This is a genomic window from Arachidicoccus sp. BS20 (assembly GCF_001659705.1).
In the GTDB taxonomy this organism is placed as follows: domain Bacteria; phylum Bacteroidota; class Bacteroidia; order Chitinophagales; family Chitinophagaceae; genus Arachidicoccus.
In genome coordinates this window covers 473,433-488,963 of record NZ_CP015971.1, presented here as the reverse complement: position 1 = coordinate 488,963, position 15,531 = coordinate 473,433, and the positions used below count along the sequence as shown (strand labels likewise).

Below are 15,531 nucleotides of genomic sequence, written 5' to 3'. Positions count from 1 at the left end.
TTATTTCAAATAGCGTTTGATTTCCCTTTCAGTATCGCGTTTCTTCAATGTTTCGCGTTTATCGTGCAGTTTTTTACCACGCGCTAAACCAATTTCCACTTTCACTAAATTTTTCTCATTAAAGAAAATCTTTAAAGGAATAATGGTTAAGCCTTTTTCTTTTGTGGCAGCTTTTAAGCGTTTGAGTTCACGTTTATTAAGCAGCAATTTTCTATCGTGAACCGGAATGTGATTATTATTCGTTCCCAAACTATATTCGCCAATATACAATCCGCGAAGCCAAAGTTCGTCGTTGTCCAATAAACAAAAGCTGTCGTTGAAGCTCACTTTTCCTGTACGGATAGATTTTACTTCCGTTCCCAACAATACAACGCCCGCAACATATTTATCTTCTATGTTGTAGTTAAAATAGGCTTGTCTGTTGTTGTGGGAAGACATGAAATTTCGTGAGACGTGAATCGTCAGTCGTGGGTTTTCGCACTCACGTTTCGCGACTCACGCTTCACGTATTTAATTTTTAAAAAGATGAATAACTGTTGCTAATTTTTCTTTCAAAGTTTTTCTATCGACAATAAAATCGAGGAAACCGTGGTCTAACAAAAACTCGCTGCGCTGAAAGCCTTTCGGTAATTCTTTGCGCATGGTCTCCTTGATGATGCGCGGACCAGCAAAGCCGATGAGTGCGCCCGGTTCAGCAATGTTCAAATCGCCGAGCATGGCAAAACTTGCAGATACGCCGCCGAAAGTCGGGTCGGTCATTAAAGATATGTACGGCAACTTCGCATCGCTCAGTTGTGTGAGTTTGGCGCTGGTTTTTGCCATTTGCATCAGGCTGAAAGCGCTCTCCATCATGCGTGCGCCGCCGCTTTTGCTGATAACCATAAACGCCATTTTGTGCTTGATGGCATAATCTATGGCACGGCTTATTTTTTCGCCCATCACGCTGCCGAGCGAACCGCCGATAAAGCTAAAATCCATGCAGGCAACTATCAACTCTTGCCCATTGACCTTGCCGGAAGCTACACGAATAGAATCTTTCAGGTCGGATTTGGAATAAATTTCATCCAATCGTTTGGCATAAGATTTTAAATCGGTAAAGCCGAGGAAATCTTTGCTGCGAATGTTGTCAAAATGTTCCGTAAACTTTTTATCGTCGAACAAAATTTCAAAATATTCTTTACTGCCAATGCGATGGTGATAATTGCATTTCGGGCAAACAAACAAATTTTCTTCCAGTTCCGCAGTTGTACATATATAATTGCATTCGGGGCATTTTGTCCATAAGCCTTCGGGAACTTCTTTTTTTTCCGAAGTAGAAGTTTGAATGCCTTTTCTCAACCGCATAAACCATCGGCTTTTATGTTCGCTTTTCGACTCTTCTGACGAGCCGGCATTTGTATTTTTCTGTTCTGATTCGCTCATATTAATTATCCTACAATGATTACAGTCGGGCAAAAATAAGGAGTTTCGTCATTTGTCAGTCAATTTTGTGGAAAGTTGTTTAGGTTTTACATTTGTACACATTTTTGTATGTGTTTGGACTTAACTGTATAAAATTTGTCAAAAACATATCTTTCACTTACCTTTGCACCCTCAAAAAATTATTTTTTAACAAAAACAAAAATTCAGGGTAATGAACAATTACGAATTGATGGTGATTTTTACCCCTGTGCTTTCTGAAGACGAATTTAAAGCGGCTCAGAAAAAGTACACCGACTTTGTTACAGAAAACGGTGGAACTATCACGCACAGCAACCCTTGGGGACTAAAATCACTGGCGTATCCTATCCAGAAAAAAACCACAGCTATTTACTGGGTTTTGGAATATAGTGCGCCATCCGACTTCAATGAGAAGCTGAAAGTTCAGTTTCTGCGCGACGACCAGGTTCTTCGCCATTTAATCACTGCACTCGACAAATACGCCGTTGAGTACAATGCAAAAAAGAGAAGTGGCGTACCTACCGGAAACGAAAAAGCAGTGGAGGCTTAATATCATGGCAAGAACAAATGAAATAAAATACCTGACTGCGATTAAACAGGATAAGGTTAAGAAGAAATTCTGTCGTTTTAAAAAATACGGTATCCGCTATATTGACTATAAAGACACAGAGTTTTTGAAAAAATTCATCAACGAGCAAGGTAAATTGTTGCCTCGCCGCATTACAGGAAACAGCCTGAAATACCAGCGCAAAGTTTCCGATGCTGTAAAGAAAGCTCGTCAAATGGCTTTGTTGCCTTACGTGGCAGACCTTTTGAAATAGGAAATTAAGCTTATAGTTCATGGCTCATTGCCATGAACTATAAGCCATAAATTAATTAGTAACCATTCCCTAACTCCTTTCTTTTAGGAAGACAGCGTAAACGCTGGGTTTCGGGAAGCTAAACAAAAAATAAAATGCAAGTAATTTTAATTCAGGATGTAGATAATTTAGGCGCAGCCAACGAGCTGGTAACTGTAAAAAATGGTTATGCCCGCAACTATCTTATTCCACAAAAATTTGCTATTGAAGCAAGTCCTTCCAACCTGAAACAATTGGAAGAAAAACTAAAAGTAAAAGCTAAGAAAGAGGCTGCTTTGTTGGCGGAAATCAATAAAGTAATCGATGTATTAAAAGCATCTCCGGTTAAGCTGGTTGCAAAAACGGGAACTACCGGAAAAATCTTCGGCAGCATTACTACTTTGCAAATTGCACGCGCTATTCGTGAGCAAAAGGGTTATGACATAGACCGCAAGCGCATCGCAATAGTGGAAGAAGTTAAAGAACTTGGTGTGCACAAAGCAACTATTGATTTTGGTAACGGCAACGTAACTGAAATTGAATTTGAAGTTGTAGGCGAATAATCCGGTTTAATTTTTTCGTTTATAAAATTTTAATCTCACGTATTTATTGCGTGAGATTTTTTGTTTATAGTATAAAATCTTCCCGATAAGATGTTTCTCAAATTTATACAAAAAATAAACCTGTAAGGTTGCGCAAGCCTTACAGGTTTATTTTTTAGGGGAAACGGTTGGGACAATTAATTAAAATCGGTAGAAAAAGAAATTGTTTTGTTGCTTTCCAACTCGTTTGTGAGCAAATTGATTTTTGCCGTTGCACGATTATACGCATCGCTTCCGAGATATAACCTCACAGGCGGATTCGGGTTTTCTGCTAAATCGATAAACACTTGCGCAGCTTTGTTCGGGTCGCCTATTTGTACGCCGTCCAGCGCATTAAATCTTTTATGGGATTCACGGATTGCTTTATATTCTTCAATTTCTTTTGCGGCATACACCAATGATTCTTTACTGATGAAAGCCGTTCTGAATGCGCCGGGAGCAACTACCGTAACTTTCACGCCCAGTTCTCTTACATCATCCGCCATTACTTCGGAAAGTCCGATTATAGCAAATTTTGTAGCGGCATACACGCTCCAGCCTGCGCCCGGAGCAAAGCCTGCGATAGATGAAATATTGATGATATGCCCTGATTTTTGTTCCCTGAAATAAGGCATTGCAGACTGCATTGTTTTAATAACGGCAAACACGTTTACATCAAAGCTGTCTTTAATTTCCTGTTCATTCAGTTCTTCTACAGCGCCGCCAATGCCGTAACCTGCGTTGTTTACCAATACATCTATTTTGCCGAAATGATGCACCGTTTTTTCAACAGCTTCCTGTATAGATTTTTCGCTTGTTAAATCTACTTCCAACGGCAGAAACTGTTTTGCATCATACTCGCCGATTGCGTCAATCATGCTTTGTGCTTTGCGGCTTGTAGCAGCAACTCTATATCCGTTTTCGATTAAATTTTTCACTAAGGATAATCCTAAACCTTTCGATGCACCTGTTACCAGCCATACTTTTTTTGTGTCCATAATTTTCTGTTTTTGATGGCACAAAGGTAGAGCGCCGCAAAGCCTTGCTGCTAACGAAATGCAAACAATACCTTACGAAAATCAAACAGATGAATCATTTATCTTTAAGGATAAAATTCTTTTGTGAGATAAAAAACAGTATCAATAAAATAGAGGATTCCATTTTTGGAAAGTACATTCTCATCATGCAAATCTTCAAATATCAATCCTAATTCGTTATTGAAATAATCGTTGTTGCGCGTATTGCGAAACCCGTTGTAGGCTAAAAACTGTTTTACGGAATCAAGATGGGTGTTTTCATTTGCAATAATGAAATCTTGTTTCACAACGGCAAACAAATTATTGTCTTTAATTGTAAATCCTAAGAATGTATAAGCAGTGGATTGAAAGAAGTAATTATGAATAAGTAAACTGTTGAAATAGTCCAGCCAGTATTCGTAGAAAATACTATCGTTTAATTTTATAACGGAGTTGTCGTTGTAGCGGTAAACACGTTGTTCCGCACCGGAGCTGATAAAATCGTTTTCAGAAATGTTGTCTGTATAGAACAGGTCTTCTTTGTGTGCAAAAGCAATTAAGCCGATTTCTTCTTCACTTTTGAGATGCTTTTGTTTTTCAGTTCCGAAGCCTGTTTGCGCATTTCTTCTAAGGAAATTTTGCGCGGCTTTGAGTTGGCTTTGACTGCCATCTTCTCCATTTCCGAAAATGATATTTTGTAATTCATCTTTGATTTTCTTCATTGAAAGTGTGGTTCAAAAATACAATTATTTTGTCGTACCAAACATATCACTCGCCTTTCCTGAAAGTCATCGGATTAATATTCGTATGCTTCTTAAAGAAATTATTGAAGTGTGTAACTTCCGTAAAACCCAGCGCAAAAGCGATTTCGGAAACATTCCATTCGGTATGCTTCAGCAGAATTTTAGCTTCCTGCAACACACGCTCGGCAATAATTTCGGAAGTAGTTTTCTCGGTAGTTTCTTTGACAGCGCGGTTGAGATGATTAACGTGAATAGAAAGCTGATGAGCAAAATCTGACGGCGAACGGAAACTCAATCTTTGCCTAACATCTTCGATAGGGAATTGCCGTTCCAATAATTCTAAAAACAAAATGGCGGTTCTGTACGAAGCGTTGGTTTGTTGTTTTTCGGTATTGATGGATGGCTGCATTTTTAAAGTATAATGCAAAATTTCAAACACCAGATTGCGCAGCGCATCGTATTTATGAATATAGGAAGAGTCAATTTCTTCCTGCATTTTGGTGAAGATTTGCTTTACTTTTTTAAGCTGCTCGTTGGTCAATTCAAAAACAGGCGTGAAAAACTTCGTAATCTTTCAGGTTGCCGAAATGATGAAAAAACGCAGGCGTGAACACGCAGAAAAATCCTGTTTGTTGGTCGTTCAGCTTTTCCCAATTGTATGGTATTTGCGGATTGGCAAAAAACAACGCCTGCTTCTTTATCTCGATAATTTTATCGGCATAATGCACCTTGTTTTTCCCAATAATGAGGCTGATTTTAAAATAATCTTTTCGGCTGTATGGAATGGGTTTTGAATGACGACCGACAAAATCGTCCAAACGAAAAACATTGAAGTGACCGATTTCTTTTCGGATGTTATCGGGAACCCAATTGAGTTTTGCTTTATAAAATTCTTCAAGCGTTTGCGTCTTATCCATTTTTCAAAGTTACGAAAATCAAATGTTGATTGAATTATTATACAAAGTTTCATAAAGGTTTTCTCTGAGTAACTCCATGTAATTTCTTCGTGAGACTCTATGTAACAACAAAAAAATTAAAAATAAATTTTGTGCAACCAAAAAGTTGCGCTTATATTTGCAACCGAAAGGTTTCATAAAAAAGATGAGAAGAGATATTTTTCAGGCAATAGCCGACCCTACAAGACGAGCAATCATTGCATTGATTGCCGTGCAAGCGATGACGCCGAATGCTATTGCAGAAAATTTTCACACTACAAGGCAGGCGGTGTCAAAGCATTTACGCATTTTGACGGAGTGTGAATTGGTAAAGCAGGAACAGAAAGGCAGGGAAATTTATTATCAGCTTGAAGTAAAAAAAATGAAAGAGATTGATAAATGGCTGAACCAGTTCCGCAAAATGTGGGAAGACCGTTTTGACCAACTGGAAGCTGTTATGAAAAAAATGCAAAACAAAAAATAAGCTATATGGAACTCAAAACAAAAGTGAATGCCGAAGAAGGCAAACAGGATTTATTAATAACACGGGAATTTGATTTGCCTGTGGAATTGGTTTTTAAAGCCTACACGGAAGCCGGATTGCTGGAACAGTGGATGGGAACAAAAGTGTTGAAACTGGAAAGTAAAAAGCATGGTAGTTACCGGTTGGAAACAACATATAACGGCAATGTTGTGTTTAGTGCAAACGGAACGATTCATGAATTTATTTCCAACAAAAAAATCACGCGCACATTTGAAATGGACAACACGCCTTTTGGTGTTCAGTTGGAAGTTTACGAATTTGAAAGATTAACCGATGGCACAAGCAAACTGAATATTCACACCATTTATGAATCGGCTGCACAAAGAGATGAAGTGCTGAAAATGCCTTTTGCACAAGGCATTAATATGGCGCACGACAGATTGCAGGAAGCTGTAAGCAAATTAAAATAACACGCTATGTCAAAGAGAAATAAAATCATTTATTGGATTGCCACTGTTTGGCTTGCGTTGGGAATGACAGCAACAGGAATAGGACAGTTGTTTAAAATGCAAGCAGGACAAGGCGGCGCTGAAATGGTTACACATTTAGGTTATCCGATTTATCTTCTGGTAATATTGGGCATCTGGAAAATTTTGGGAACGATAGCTGTGCTTGTTCCTAAATTTCCTTTAGTAAAAGAATGGGCTTACGCAGGTTTTTTCTTTATCATGTCGGGAGCGATATTTTCGCATATTGCATCGGGCGATTCCATTGATGCAATATTTCCATCGTTATTTCTTTTAATGCTCACAATAATATCGTGGTATTTAAGACCTGCGAGCAGAAAAATTGTTTTACAGTAAAATAAAAATAAAATGAACAACAATTTATTCAAATCGCTCAATCCTCTTAAACCAATAATGCTCATTGCAATTGTTATGTTTACAACATCGCAATTAAGCGCACAACAAATCAAATCTTCAGTTAGCGGATACGCGCCTGTTAATGGCATCAAAGTTTATTACGAAGTATATGGCGAAGGCAGACCAATCATTCTGCTTCATGGGGCTTTTTATACTATTGAGATGAATTGGGGACAATTAATTCCCGAATTGTCAAAAACAAGAAAAGTGATTGCCATTGAAATGCAAGGGCATGGACATTCGCCGTATTCAGACAGAAAATTAGACATTGATACATTGGCAAGTGATGTGAAAGGAGTAATGGATTACTTAAAAATTGACAGTGCAGATGTTGCAGGATATAGCATGGGCGGCTCTGTGGCTTATCAATTTGCCGTAAATTATCCAAAGCGGTTAAGGAAATTAGTAATCATTTCTTCCACTTATAAAAGCAGTGGCTGGCTGCCTGTTGTAAATGGTGCATTTAAAAATTTTAAACCGGAATTTTTTGATAACACACCTTTAAAAACTGCGTACGATGCGGTAGCACCCGATACAAGCAAGTGGCATAAATTTGTAGAGCAAATGATTGCTTTTGCAGATGTACCATTCAATGTGGGAGATTCTAATATTGCAAAAATCAAATCGCCTGTATTACTTATTTCGGGCGACAATGATGGCTTAGATAAAGTTGAATTAATGAAGACTTATCAATTATTAGGTGGTGGTATTGCTGCTGATTTAGCGCCAATGCCAAAGTCGCAATTAGCCATTATTCCCGCACAAGGGCATGTGAGCCTGATGATGCAGACAAAAACAATTTTGGATTTATTGAATGGCTTTTTAAAATAAGTGTACGCTTAGTTAAAGAAAAATGAACACACAAGAGCAAATCAAACAGTATATCGCGAGCCTGCCCGAACCAAAACGCAGCGAAATGCAAGCGTTACACGAGCGCATACTTCAAATTTTGCCGAATAGTAAATTATGGTTTTTGGATGGCAAAGACGCTCAAGGTAAAATTGTTACCAATCCCAATATCGGCTATGGTTCATACGCCATAAAATACGCTGACGGAACAAGCAAAGATTTTTACCAAATTGGCATTAGTGCCAATACAACGGGCATTTCGGTTTATATCATGGGTATAAAGGATAAAGCCTATTTGGCAAAAACATACAAGGAAAAGCTTGGCAAAGCAAGCGTTACAGGGTATTGCATTAAATTTAAAACACTGAACGATATAAACCTTGATGTGCTTGCAGCAGCTATAAAAGATGGTGTTGGGCAGACAATATGATAACTCAATATTTATCACAATAAAACTTAGCGAAATGAACAGCAATTTATTATTCGATTTTATCGTAAACAGAGAAAACAACACGATTAACATTCAACGTGAATTTGATGCACCGCGTGATTTGGTTTGGGATGCTTTTACAAAACCAGAAATCATTGACCAGTGGTGGGCGCCAAAGCCCTTTACATCGCGCACCAAGTATATGGATTTCAAAGTGGGCGGACGAAGGTTCTACGCAATGGTAAGTCCTGAAGGTCAGGAGCATTGGGGTATTCAGGAATATACTTCGATTAGCCCGAAAACCAATTTCAAAATGTTGAATGCTTTTGCAGACAAGGATGAAAATCCTGTATTGCCGGGTTCTGATTGGGATTTAAATTTCAGCCAACAAAGCGGCATTACAACAGTGTTTGTTTCTATTTATAATGAATCTCTTGAACGTATGGAGAAGATGATTGAAATGGGCTTCAAAGAGGGCTTTACAATGGCATTGAAAAATCTGGATGTGTATTTTGAAGTAGGAAAATGAATCTAAAAGAGCGCGAACAATAATCTTAAAATAAACTTTACCACAGACGATGCTGTGGTAAAGGATTGCTGCTTTTTTGTGTATTTCCAAATTTTTCCATTGAGGATTTAATCATACATTGATGGTCATTAGCACACTTTGTGAAACAGTGCTTGTTTTATTATATTTTTGATAGCTCTTGATTAATAAATTCCATTTCACTGTCGGATAAATGAATGTTTATTGCATTGGCATTGGAAATCGCTTGTTCAGCATTTCTTGCACCCGCCAATACCACAGTAATTCCCTTCTGTAAACTTGTCCAACGCAAAACTAATTGAGCAAGCGAAACTCTTTTTTCGACTGCAATAGGCATGATGGTTTCTAAAAATGCCTGTACCTTATTTAACTCAAATTGTTGGAAATAACCGTGCCTGTGGTCGTTTTCTTTCAACGCGCCACCCTTGAAATATTTGCCTGTAAGCAATCCTCTTTCCATAGGGCTGTAAGCAATAATGCCCAAATGGTTGGCTAAACCGTAAGGCACTAAATCTTTTTCAATCGTACGGTTTAGCATACTGTACGAAACTTGGTTGCTTGCGATAAACAGCGTTTGACGGGCTTCTTCAACTTGTGCTACACCGTAATTACTCACACCTGCCGCACGGATTTTACCTTGCTGTATCAGCAATTCTAATGCTTCCATAGTTTCGGAAATAGATGTAGTAGCATCAGCCCAATGAATTTGAAGCAAATCAATATAATCGGTATTTAATCGTTTTAAACTTTCTTCTACCTCCTTAATCACGTTTTGTTTTGAAGCATATTTAAAAACGGGCATTACTTTGCCATTATCTTCCGCATTAAAGAAAAAATCGCCCTTTCCTTCATTACTGCCGTCCCAAACTAATCCGAACTTTGTTAATAACTGTATCTTGCTACGGTCATACCCTTTGATAGCTTCGCCAATCATTTCTTCGCTCAAGCCAAATCCATAGAAAGGCGCGGTATCAATGCTGGTTACTCCATTGTCTATTGAAGCCTGAACAGAGGCAATTGAATTTTTCTTCTCATTACCGCCCCACATATTACCGCCGATAGCAAAAGCGCCGTATGTGATTACCGATAATGTTAAATCTGTATTCCCTAATTTTCTGTATTCCATTTCTGTATTTTAAATTAATGTTGTCAATAAAATTGTTGGTTGTTCTTGTAATTTTTCATCGATTAACTTGCTAAAATCATTGATGTATGGTTTCCCGTTATGAATATCTAGACCTTCTTTATTTTTCCATACTTCATAGAAAGTGAATAAGTTTTTGTCGTCAATACCTTGATGCAATGCGTACAATTCACAGGCTTCTTCTTTGAGGGTTTGCTTTACCATATTCTTGAGAACAGCATATACCTCCTCCCGATATGCTTCTTTTGCTTTAATAATGGCAGTTAAATATATTTTCATCTGTATGTTTTCTGTTGTTTTTAATTGTCAGATAGAATTTTGCATAAAATTTTTTATCGTCATTTCATACCACTATATCTTTTAATACTGTTTCAAATACTTCTTCCAAGTGATGGCGATAAGCTTTCATATCACGGGGAATATTGGCGTTCTTCTCTACATCATGGAAGTGAAAACTCTTTAATGATTGCATCCCTGTGAAAGCATTCATGCGATGAAAACCGAATAATGGTCCTTCATCCACACTATGTAGGTTAAAAAATTCGCCCGGCAAGCTAAATGCTGTCTGCGGCGCGTTCCAACTTGTAGTAAGCATATAAGACCGTCCATGAAGCATTCCGCCGGTTCCATAGCCTATTTTTGGATTGTCTGCCGAACGACCATCACTATGGTAAATCCCTTTTTTGTGCCCCGCCGTAAACACCTCATCAATGTATTTTTTAAAGCCGTGCGGCAATTGAAACCACCATATCGGGGTATGGTAGATTACCACATCAGCCCAAACAAATTTTTGTACTTCTTCCTCAGGATTGTACCCATTGGAAATAATGGTCTGTTTGATTACTACATTTTCCCAATTGCTCAAAAATGCAAGGGTTTCATCTGTTATGGTATTGTTGAATCTGCCACCTGAATGACCAAAATTCTGCCCCGCATTGATAATAAATATCTTTTTCATTTTTTCCTTTTATTAAATGGAGAGGCAAAATTAGTTTGGATATTATTATCACAGAAATAATATGAATTATACCTTTGTATTATAATAATAATACTTAATTATGGTTAATCTCGAATGGTACCGCACTTTTAAAGCTATTTATCATACAGGAACGCTTACCGGTGCGGCAGAAGCTCTGTTTATATCACAACCGGGCGTGAGCCTGCATTTAAGCTCTTTGGAAAATTATGTAGGGTATAAACTTTTTGAGCGTACCGGCAGAAAAATAGTACCAACAGAAAGGGGCAAAATATTATATAACGCTATTGCCGAAAGCCTCACTTTTCTTGAAGAAGCAGAAAATAATTTCCAGCGAAGTACAGAAAAACATACGCCAACAATCAGCATAGGCATGTGCTTTGAAACATTCCAGATAACCCTAGAACAATATATTTCCACACTTCCCTTCAATGTTATCATCCGCTTTGGCGATTATCATGAGATGCTCGATAACCTTGATAAAGGCATCTTGGATTTGATTATCACGCCCCACAAAGGCAGTTCCAACAATATCGAACATCAGGCATTTTCTTCTGAAACCATTGTGGTGGTTGCCGGAAATGAATTGGATGATAAATCGTTTCAAAAATTGGTAAAACAAAAAAAATATGCAGAAGCTGAACAATGGCTGAAGCAGGAGAAATGGTATGGCACTACGGGAGATATGGAACATTTATTCCGGTTTTGGCAGCTCAACTTTGGTCATACACCCGACTTTCGCCCCAATTATATCGTACCTAATCTGAACTCTATTATAAGATGTTTGTGTAGTGGCAAAGGAATGGCTGTGATACCGGATTTTTTGTGTAACAAAGAGATTGAGGAAGGATTAGTAAAGCTCGTTTGGAAAGGACATAAACGACTTAAAAACACCCTATACTTTGCCAACAGGAAGAATACAACTTATACCAATGAAATAGCACTGTTAAAAAGCTTGTTCAGGAAAGTAATGCAATGAAAAATAAAATACATAGGACTATCATCTTACAGCCCCCGATGCATTCAATTTGTATGGCCGGTAACATAAAAGCAATCTTAGTGAAATACTATGCATCTCCTTTATGCCTTTTTTCACACACTAAAAGAACAATGTAAACTTCAACTTCGGAAAAAACGGAACGCCGGGAATGTAACTCATTTCATCTACGGGATGTGCTTCTCCTTTGAATTGCGATTCATATTCACGTTGTATTTCATCCCATTTTACATTGAAAAGATTTTCTACCGACAATCCTATTTCGTATCTTTTCTTTGTATAATTCACGGCAAGGTCTGTAACGAAATAACCCTGACAAGTAAGGCTGTAATCCTCGTTGCCGGCACGGTCGTGCATATAACGATAGCTGATGCCACCGTTCAATCCGTTTTTAAATTTAAAATCCAGTTCGCCCGTACTCGTAAATGTAGGCGCAAGCGGAATATAATTTTCGCCTTTCGGGTCGTCGATGCTGCGCGGATGCGCATAGTTGAGATTTAATCCGGCATACAGCCAGTCGAGCACCTGATAACGTCCCGAAAAATCGATGCCATATCTTACTGTTCTGCCGCTTGCTTCCATCGGTCCGCCGGGTTGGTCTATCAAGTCCGAGCCATAAGTAAATTCGGATTTTAAGAACAAATACCACAAAGCTGTATTGATAAACAACCTTGAAGTAGGTTTCCAGTTAAAGCCCAAATCCGTTCCGTAAGCCGACGGTAAAATTTCTTTTCCCTGCTGAGCAATCACTACACGTACGTCATTGGAATGAAATCCTTTACCCGTTTTGAGATACAGTTGAAATGCAGGATTAAACGTATATTCAATATTGATTTTAGGCGACACTGTTCCTGCGTGAGCGTGCGGGTCTAAACCGCCGAAAATACCTGTGGCTATGGAGCTTGTGGATTGATTGAGATAATAAAAATTAAAATAATCGTACCGCAAGCCTACGTTAAACAACCAGTTTCCATTGCGTATGTTTTCATCAACAAAGCCGTACAAATTTGTTTCATGCGCGATGCCTCTTTCTATATTCTCTAAAAATGCACCGTCTTTCGTGTGGTCTAATCCAAGCGGATTCATTAAATCTGTTCTGAAACCTACGCCGTAATTAGTGTTGAAGCTTGTGCTACCCGCATAATTTGTTTGCGAAAGCGTGGAATGATAACCAAATAAATTTCTGTTTTCAAACTGGCGGAACTCATCGCCATCGGCAGGATAAAAATAGTTTGCTGTAAAATTTGTAAAAAGATTGAGATGATAATTGGAATAAAACGCTTCGTTGTTCCAAATAAGATTGCTGCCCAAATCTGATTTCAGTTTTACAATAGCGTTTGTGCGTGTAGTGAAGCCCGTTTGATGCGTATCAAAAGCGCCCCAACGACTGTCAACATATCCCGAATCTACAGCTCTTTCCGGTATTTCTCCTGCAGAATTCCATTTTGACCACAAGGTAGAAGTTTCAACCGTTAATGTATTTTTTTCGCCCAACGGTGTAATAAATTTTCCGAAGAAATTATAGCGTTTAAAATGTTCGGGAACATTGGTAAAAGGTCCACCGTTGGTATAAACGGCTTCGCCTGCAACGTACAATGATTGTCCTTTTTCCCGCGCCTTACTGTCTAAAAGATTAATAGCAGCAGATAACCTTCCTGTTGTAAATCTTCCGCCTTCAACTTTCACAAAACTTTGGTCTAAAAAATCTTTCGTGTTATAGCTAACAAAACCCGCCGTTGTATAATCGCCTTTGTTGGAATAGTAAGTGCCTTTGCCCCATTCGTAACTTCCTACAAGTTCGGGAATGAGAAAATGCAAATCGGCATAACCTTGTCCGTGCGCATGTGCAGGCAAATTTACCGGCATGCCATCAACAAAAATACCAAGGTCTGTTCCGTGGTCTGCATCAAAGCCGCGCAGTGCAAGCCCTTCGGCTTTTCCGCCGCCCTGATGCTGCGCCACAAATAAACCCGGAACCAACCGGAGCAAATCCTGCGCCGTTTTTGCTGGATGCGCATTTAAGTCCAATGTGCTTAATATTTGTGTGGAATATAAAGGGCTTTTACTTGCAGTAATGGTTATATCTCTTAATTGCACGCCACTTTTGGACAGTTCAATCAATACAGATTGTTCTTCTGTAATAGTGTCGAAAACCTGAACATAACCTACATAAGCGACCGTAATAACTATTGGTTGTTTTGAAGGTGCTTTTAAAATAAATTTTCCTCTGGCATCTGTTTGCACAGCCATTCCGCTTGTATTGTCGGTAACAGTTGCCTGCTCCAATGGCACTTTAGTTTCTTTGTCAATAACCGTTCCTTTAATAATCTGTTGCGCTGAAACCTGTGCTGTTACAAGCATTGAGGCTACAAGTAATGTGTAAATTTTGGGGGCACGCATAAAATTTATTTTTAAGGTTCGCAAAAAAATAAAAATCGTGTTACTATTGAAATAAAAAATTCCATTCAGATTCTGAATCATCTTTATTCAGGTTTCACAAGAATTTTAAAAACGTGCCACTAAAATAGAAAATATTTTCTAAAAAGTAGAAATATTTTTCAATCCTCCTCCGAAATAAAAAAGCCGAAGCAAATGCTTCGGCTTTGTATAGCTGCATAATTTGCTTACCAGGGAATTTCGCCCGTTCCTTCGGGATTGATTTCTTCACAAAAGAATTTACCCGTCGGTCCGTCGTTACCAATCAAGGCATATTTTACGATGCGTTTTCCGGCATCTTCTACTGTACCTGTTCCGCGATTATGATTCAAATCTGTTTTGGTAAAACCCGGACTTACTGCGTTGATTTTGAAATTTGTGTCCTTCAATTCATAAGCCAAATTTACGGTGTACATATTCAGCGCCGATTTTGACGAAAGATAAACCACACCTTTGTAATGATAATATTTGTATGTCGGGTCGCTGTGTAAAGTGATGGAACCTTGGCTCGAACTTACCATTACAATTCTCGGCTCTTCCGATTTTTTCAGCAAGTCTAGAAACGATTGCGTAACGCGAACGACGCCGTAAACATTGGTTTCGTACACAGTTTTAAAAACGTCGATACTTGTGCCTGCTGCGGTTTGCGGAATCGGCTTACCGTTACTGTCAAGCTGCACGCCCGTAATTCCTGCATTGTTGATTAGTACGTCTAAAACGTCTATCTTTTTACCGATTTCGGCGCGCGCAGCTTTTACCGATTTCGGCGCGCGCAGCTTTTACCGATTCGTCGTTAGTAACGTCAATTTCTATGGCTTCGACATTGTTCAATCCTTCGGCTTTTAATTGTTCAACGGCTTGTAAACCGTTTTCCAGACTTCTGCTTCCGAGATATACATAGAAGTCTTTTTGTAATAATTGCTTTGCAACTTCAAAGCCGATTCCTTTATTGGCTCCTGTAATGAATGCTGTTTTCATTGCTGTTTCTTTTGATTAAAAATTAAATGAACAATGCAAAATTGCTTCTATAAAAAATGAAATCATTTGCCATTTGGCAAAAAGTAAATTTATATTGCATATAATATTGTGCGAAGCGCAAATACCAAGTAGAATGCCTTTACAAAAAGTTATTTTCAAAACTGTCTTTTCACAAGTATTTTTGTATTCTAATCATTCGTATAAATATGCGCA

General features: G+C 38.4%; 22 protein-coding genes. 10 read left to right on the top strand and 12 right to left on the bottom strand.

Going from position 1 to position 15,531, the window contains the following annotated elements:
• Together smpB and accD are read right to left on the bottom strand one after the other, a co-directional pair.
• Entirely contained in the window at nucleotides 1-438 is a 438-nt protein-coding gene (smpB, locus tag A9P82_RS02310; RefSeq protein ID WP_066203782.1) for an SsrA-binding protein SmpB, read from the bottom strand.
• Between the two features lie 72 nt (nucleotides 439-510).
• Complete coding sequence (gene accD, locus A9P82_RS02305; RefSeq protein WP_082915175.1) at nucleotides 511-1,422, bottom strand: acetyl-CoA carboxylase, carboxyltransferase subunit beta; 912 nt, start codon at nucleotides 1,420-1,422, stop codon at nucleotides 511-513.
• A 211-nt stretch (nucleotides 1,423-1,633) separates the two neighbouring features.
• Here accD and rpsF point away from each other — a divergent pair, with 211 nt between their 5' ends.
• The 3 genes from rpsF to rplI all read left to right on the top strand — a co-directional run bounded on the left by rpsF (nucleotide 1,634) and on the right by rplI (nucleotide 2,842).
• A complete protein-coding gene (gene rpsF, locus A9P82_RS02300) occupies nucleotides 1,634-1,990 on the top strand; it encodes a 30S ribosomal protein S6 (protein WP_066203780.1) in 357 nt (118 codons plus the stop codon).
• Between the two features lie 4 nt (nucleotides 1,991-1,994).
• Nucleotides 1,995-2,261, top strand: a complete 267-nt coding sequence (rpsR, locus tag A9P82_RS02295; RefSeq protein ID WP_066203778.1) for a 30S ribosomal protein S18 — start codon at nucleotides 1,995-1,997, stop codon at nucleotides 2,259-2,261.
• 134 nt (nucleotides 2,262-2,395) lie between these two features.
• The gene (rplI, locus tag A9P82_RS02290; RefSeq protein WP_066203776.1) at nucleotides 2,396-2,842 is read left to right on the top strand and encodes a 50S ribosomal protein L9; all 447 of its coding nucleotides are present in this window, start codon (nucleotides 2,396-2,398) and stop codon (nucleotides 2,840-2,842) included.
• 176 nt (nucleotides 2,843-3,018) lie between these two features.
• Here the strand turns inward: rplI and A9P82_RS02285 are convergent, their stop codons facing one another.
• The 4 genes from A9P82_RS02285 to A9P82_RS15695 all read right to left on the bottom strand — a co-directional run bounded on the left by A9P82_RS02285 (nucleotide 3,019) and on the right by A9P82_RS15695 (nucleotide 5,536).
• On the bottom strand, nucleotides 3,019-3,858 hold the full coding sequence (locus A9P82_RS02285; RefSeq protein ID WP_066203774.1) for an SDR family NAD(P)-dependent oxidoreductase: 840 nt from the start codon (nucleotides 3,856-3,858) through the stop codon (nucleotides 3,019-3,021).
• Nucleotides 3,859-3,962: 104 nt separating this feature from the next.
• A complete protein-coding gene (locus A9P82_RS02280; RefSeq protein ID WP_066203769.1) occupies nucleotides 3,963-4,598 on the bottom strand; it encodes a putative polyvalent protein kinase domain-containing protein in 636 nt (211 codons plus the stop codon).
• A gap of 46 nt (nucleotides 4,599-4,644) precedes the next feature.
• The gene (locus tag A9P82_RS15700) at nucleotides 4,645-5,115 is read right to left on the bottom strand and encodes a helix-turn-helix domain-containing protein (protein WP_231891189.1); all 471 of its coding nucleotides are present in this window, start codon (nucleotides 5,113-5,115) and stop codon (nucleotides 4,645-4,647) included.
• Between the two features lie 46 nt (nucleotides 5,116-5,161).
• Nucleotides 5,162-5,536 (bottom strand): hypothetical protein, encoded by a 375-nt coding sequence (locus A9P82_RS15695; protein ID WP_231891188.1) that lies wholly within the window; start codon nucleotides 5,534-5,536, stop codon nucleotides 5,162-5,164.
• A 184-nt stretch (nucleotides 5,537-5,720) separates the two neighbouring features.
• On the opposite strand from A9P82_RS15695, the gene A9P82_RS02270 reads away from it, so the two are divergent.
• The 6 genes from A9P82_RS02270 to A9P82_RS02245 are packed head-to-tail and all read left to right on the top strand — an operon-like array spanning nucleotide 5,721 to nucleotide 8,769.
• Nucleotides 5,721-6,038: an ArsR/SmtB family transcription factor gene (locus A9P82_RS02270; RefSeq protein ID WP_066203766.1), complete on the top strand. Its 318-nt coding sequence runs from the start codon at nucleotides 5,721-5,723 to the stop codon at nucleotides 6,036-6,038.
• 5 nt (nucleotides 6,039-6,043) lie between these two features.
• Nucleotides 6,044-6,508 (top strand): SRPBCC family protein, encoded by a 465-nt coding sequence (locus A9P82_RS02265; protein ID WP_066203763.1) that lies wholly within the window; start codon nucleotides 6,044-6,046, stop codon nucleotides 6,506-6,508.
• A gap of 6 nt (nucleotides 6,509-6,514) precedes the next feature.
• Nucleotides 6,515-6,901 (top strand): DoxX family protein, encoded by a 387-nt coding sequence (locus A9P82_RS02260; protein WP_066203760.1) that lies wholly within the window; start codon nucleotides 6,515-6,517, stop codon nucleotides 6,899-6,901.
• A 12-nt stretch (nucleotides 6,902-6,913) separates the two neighbouring features.
• Entirely contained in the window at nucleotides 6,914-7,792 is an 879-nt protein-coding gene (locus A9P82_RS02255; protein ID WP_082915174.1) for an alpha/beta fold hydrolase, read from the top strand.
• 22 nt (nucleotides 7,793-7,814) lie between these two features.
• Nucleotides 7,815-8,240, top strand: a complete 426-nt coding sequence (locus A9P82_RS02250; RefSeq protein ID WP_066203758.1) for a DUF1801 domain-containing protein — start codon at nucleotides 7,815-7,817, stop codon at nucleotides 8,238-8,240.
• 34 nt (nucleotides 8,241-8,274) lie between these two features.
• Nucleotides 8,275-8,769, top strand: coding sequence for an SRPBCC family protein (locus A9P82_RS02245; RefSeq protein ID WP_066209491.1), 495 nt, complete (start codon nucleotides 8,275-8,277; stop codon nucleotides 8,767-8,769).
• A gap of 160 nt (nucleotides 8,770-8,929) precedes the next feature.
• Here the strand turns inward: A9P82_RS02245 and A9P82_RS02240 are convergent, their stop codons facing one another.
• The 3 genes from A9P82_RS02240 to A9P82_RS02230 all read right to left on the bottom strand — a co-directional run bounded on the left by A9P82_RS02240 (nucleotide 8,930) and on the right by A9P82_RS02230 (nucleotide 10,889).
• The gene (locus A9P82_RS02240; protein WP_066203754.1) at nucleotides 8,930-9,913 is read right to left on the bottom strand and encodes an aldo/keto reductase; all 984 of its coding nucleotides are present in this window, start codon (nucleotides 9,911-9,913) and stop codon (nucleotides 8,930-8,932) included.
• A gap of 9 nt (nucleotides 9,914-9,922) precedes the next feature.
• Nucleotides 9,923-10,210 (bottom strand): putative quinol monooxygenase, encoded by a 288-nt coding sequence (locus A9P82_RS02235; RefSeq protein WP_066203751.1) that lies wholly within the window; start codon nucleotides 10,208-10,210, stop codon nucleotides 9,923-9,925.
• Between the two features lie 64 nt (nucleotides 10,211-10,274).
• The gene (locus tag A9P82_RS02230; RefSeq protein ID WP_066203750.1) at nucleotides 10,275-10,889 is read right to left on the bottom strand and encodes an NAD(P)H-dependent oxidoreductase; all 615 of its coding nucleotides are present in this window, start codon (nucleotides 10,887-10,889) and stop codon (nucleotides 10,275-10,277) included.
• A 100-nt stretch (nucleotides 10,890-10,989) separates the two neighbouring features.
• On the opposite strand from A9P82_RS02230, the gene A9P82_RS02225 reads away from it, so the two are divergent.
• Complete coding sequence (locus A9P82_RS02225) at nucleotides 10,990-11,886, top strand: LysR family transcriptional regulator (RefSeq protein ID WP_066203748.1); 897 nt, start codon at nucleotides 10,990-10,992, stop codon at nucleotides 11,884-11,886.
• Between the two features lie 120 nt (nucleotides 11,887-12,006).
• Here the strand turns inward: A9P82_RS02225 and A9P82_RS02220 are convergent, their stop codons facing one another.
• The 3 genes from A9P82_RS02220 to A9P82_RS15755 form a co-directional block, all read right to left on the bottom strand.
• Nucleotides 12,007-14,304, bottom strand: a complete 2,298-nt coding sequence (locus A9P82_RS02220; protein WP_066209489.1) for a TonB-dependent receptor — start codon at nucleotides 14,302-14,304, stop codon at nucleotides 12,007-12,009.
• Between the two features lie 224 nt (nucleotides 14,305-14,528).
• The gene (locus A9P82_RS02215; RefSeq protein ID WP_255364075.1) at nucleotides 14,529-15,065 is read right to left on the bottom strand and encodes an SDR family NAD(P)-dependent oxidoreductase; all 537 of its coding nucleotides are present in this window, start codon (nucleotides 15,063-15,065) and stop codon (nucleotides 14,529-14,531) included.
• Nucleotides 15,066-15,069: 4 nt separating this feature from the next.
• The gene (locus tag A9P82_RS15755; protein ID WP_255364022.1) at nucleotides 15,070-15,318 is read right to left on the bottom strand and encodes an SDR family NAD(P)-dependent oxidoreductase; all 249 of its coding nucleotides are present in this window, start codon (nucleotides 15,316-15,318) and stop codon (nucleotides 15,070-15,072) included.
• Nucleotides 15,319-15,531 lie beyond the last annotated feature (213 nt).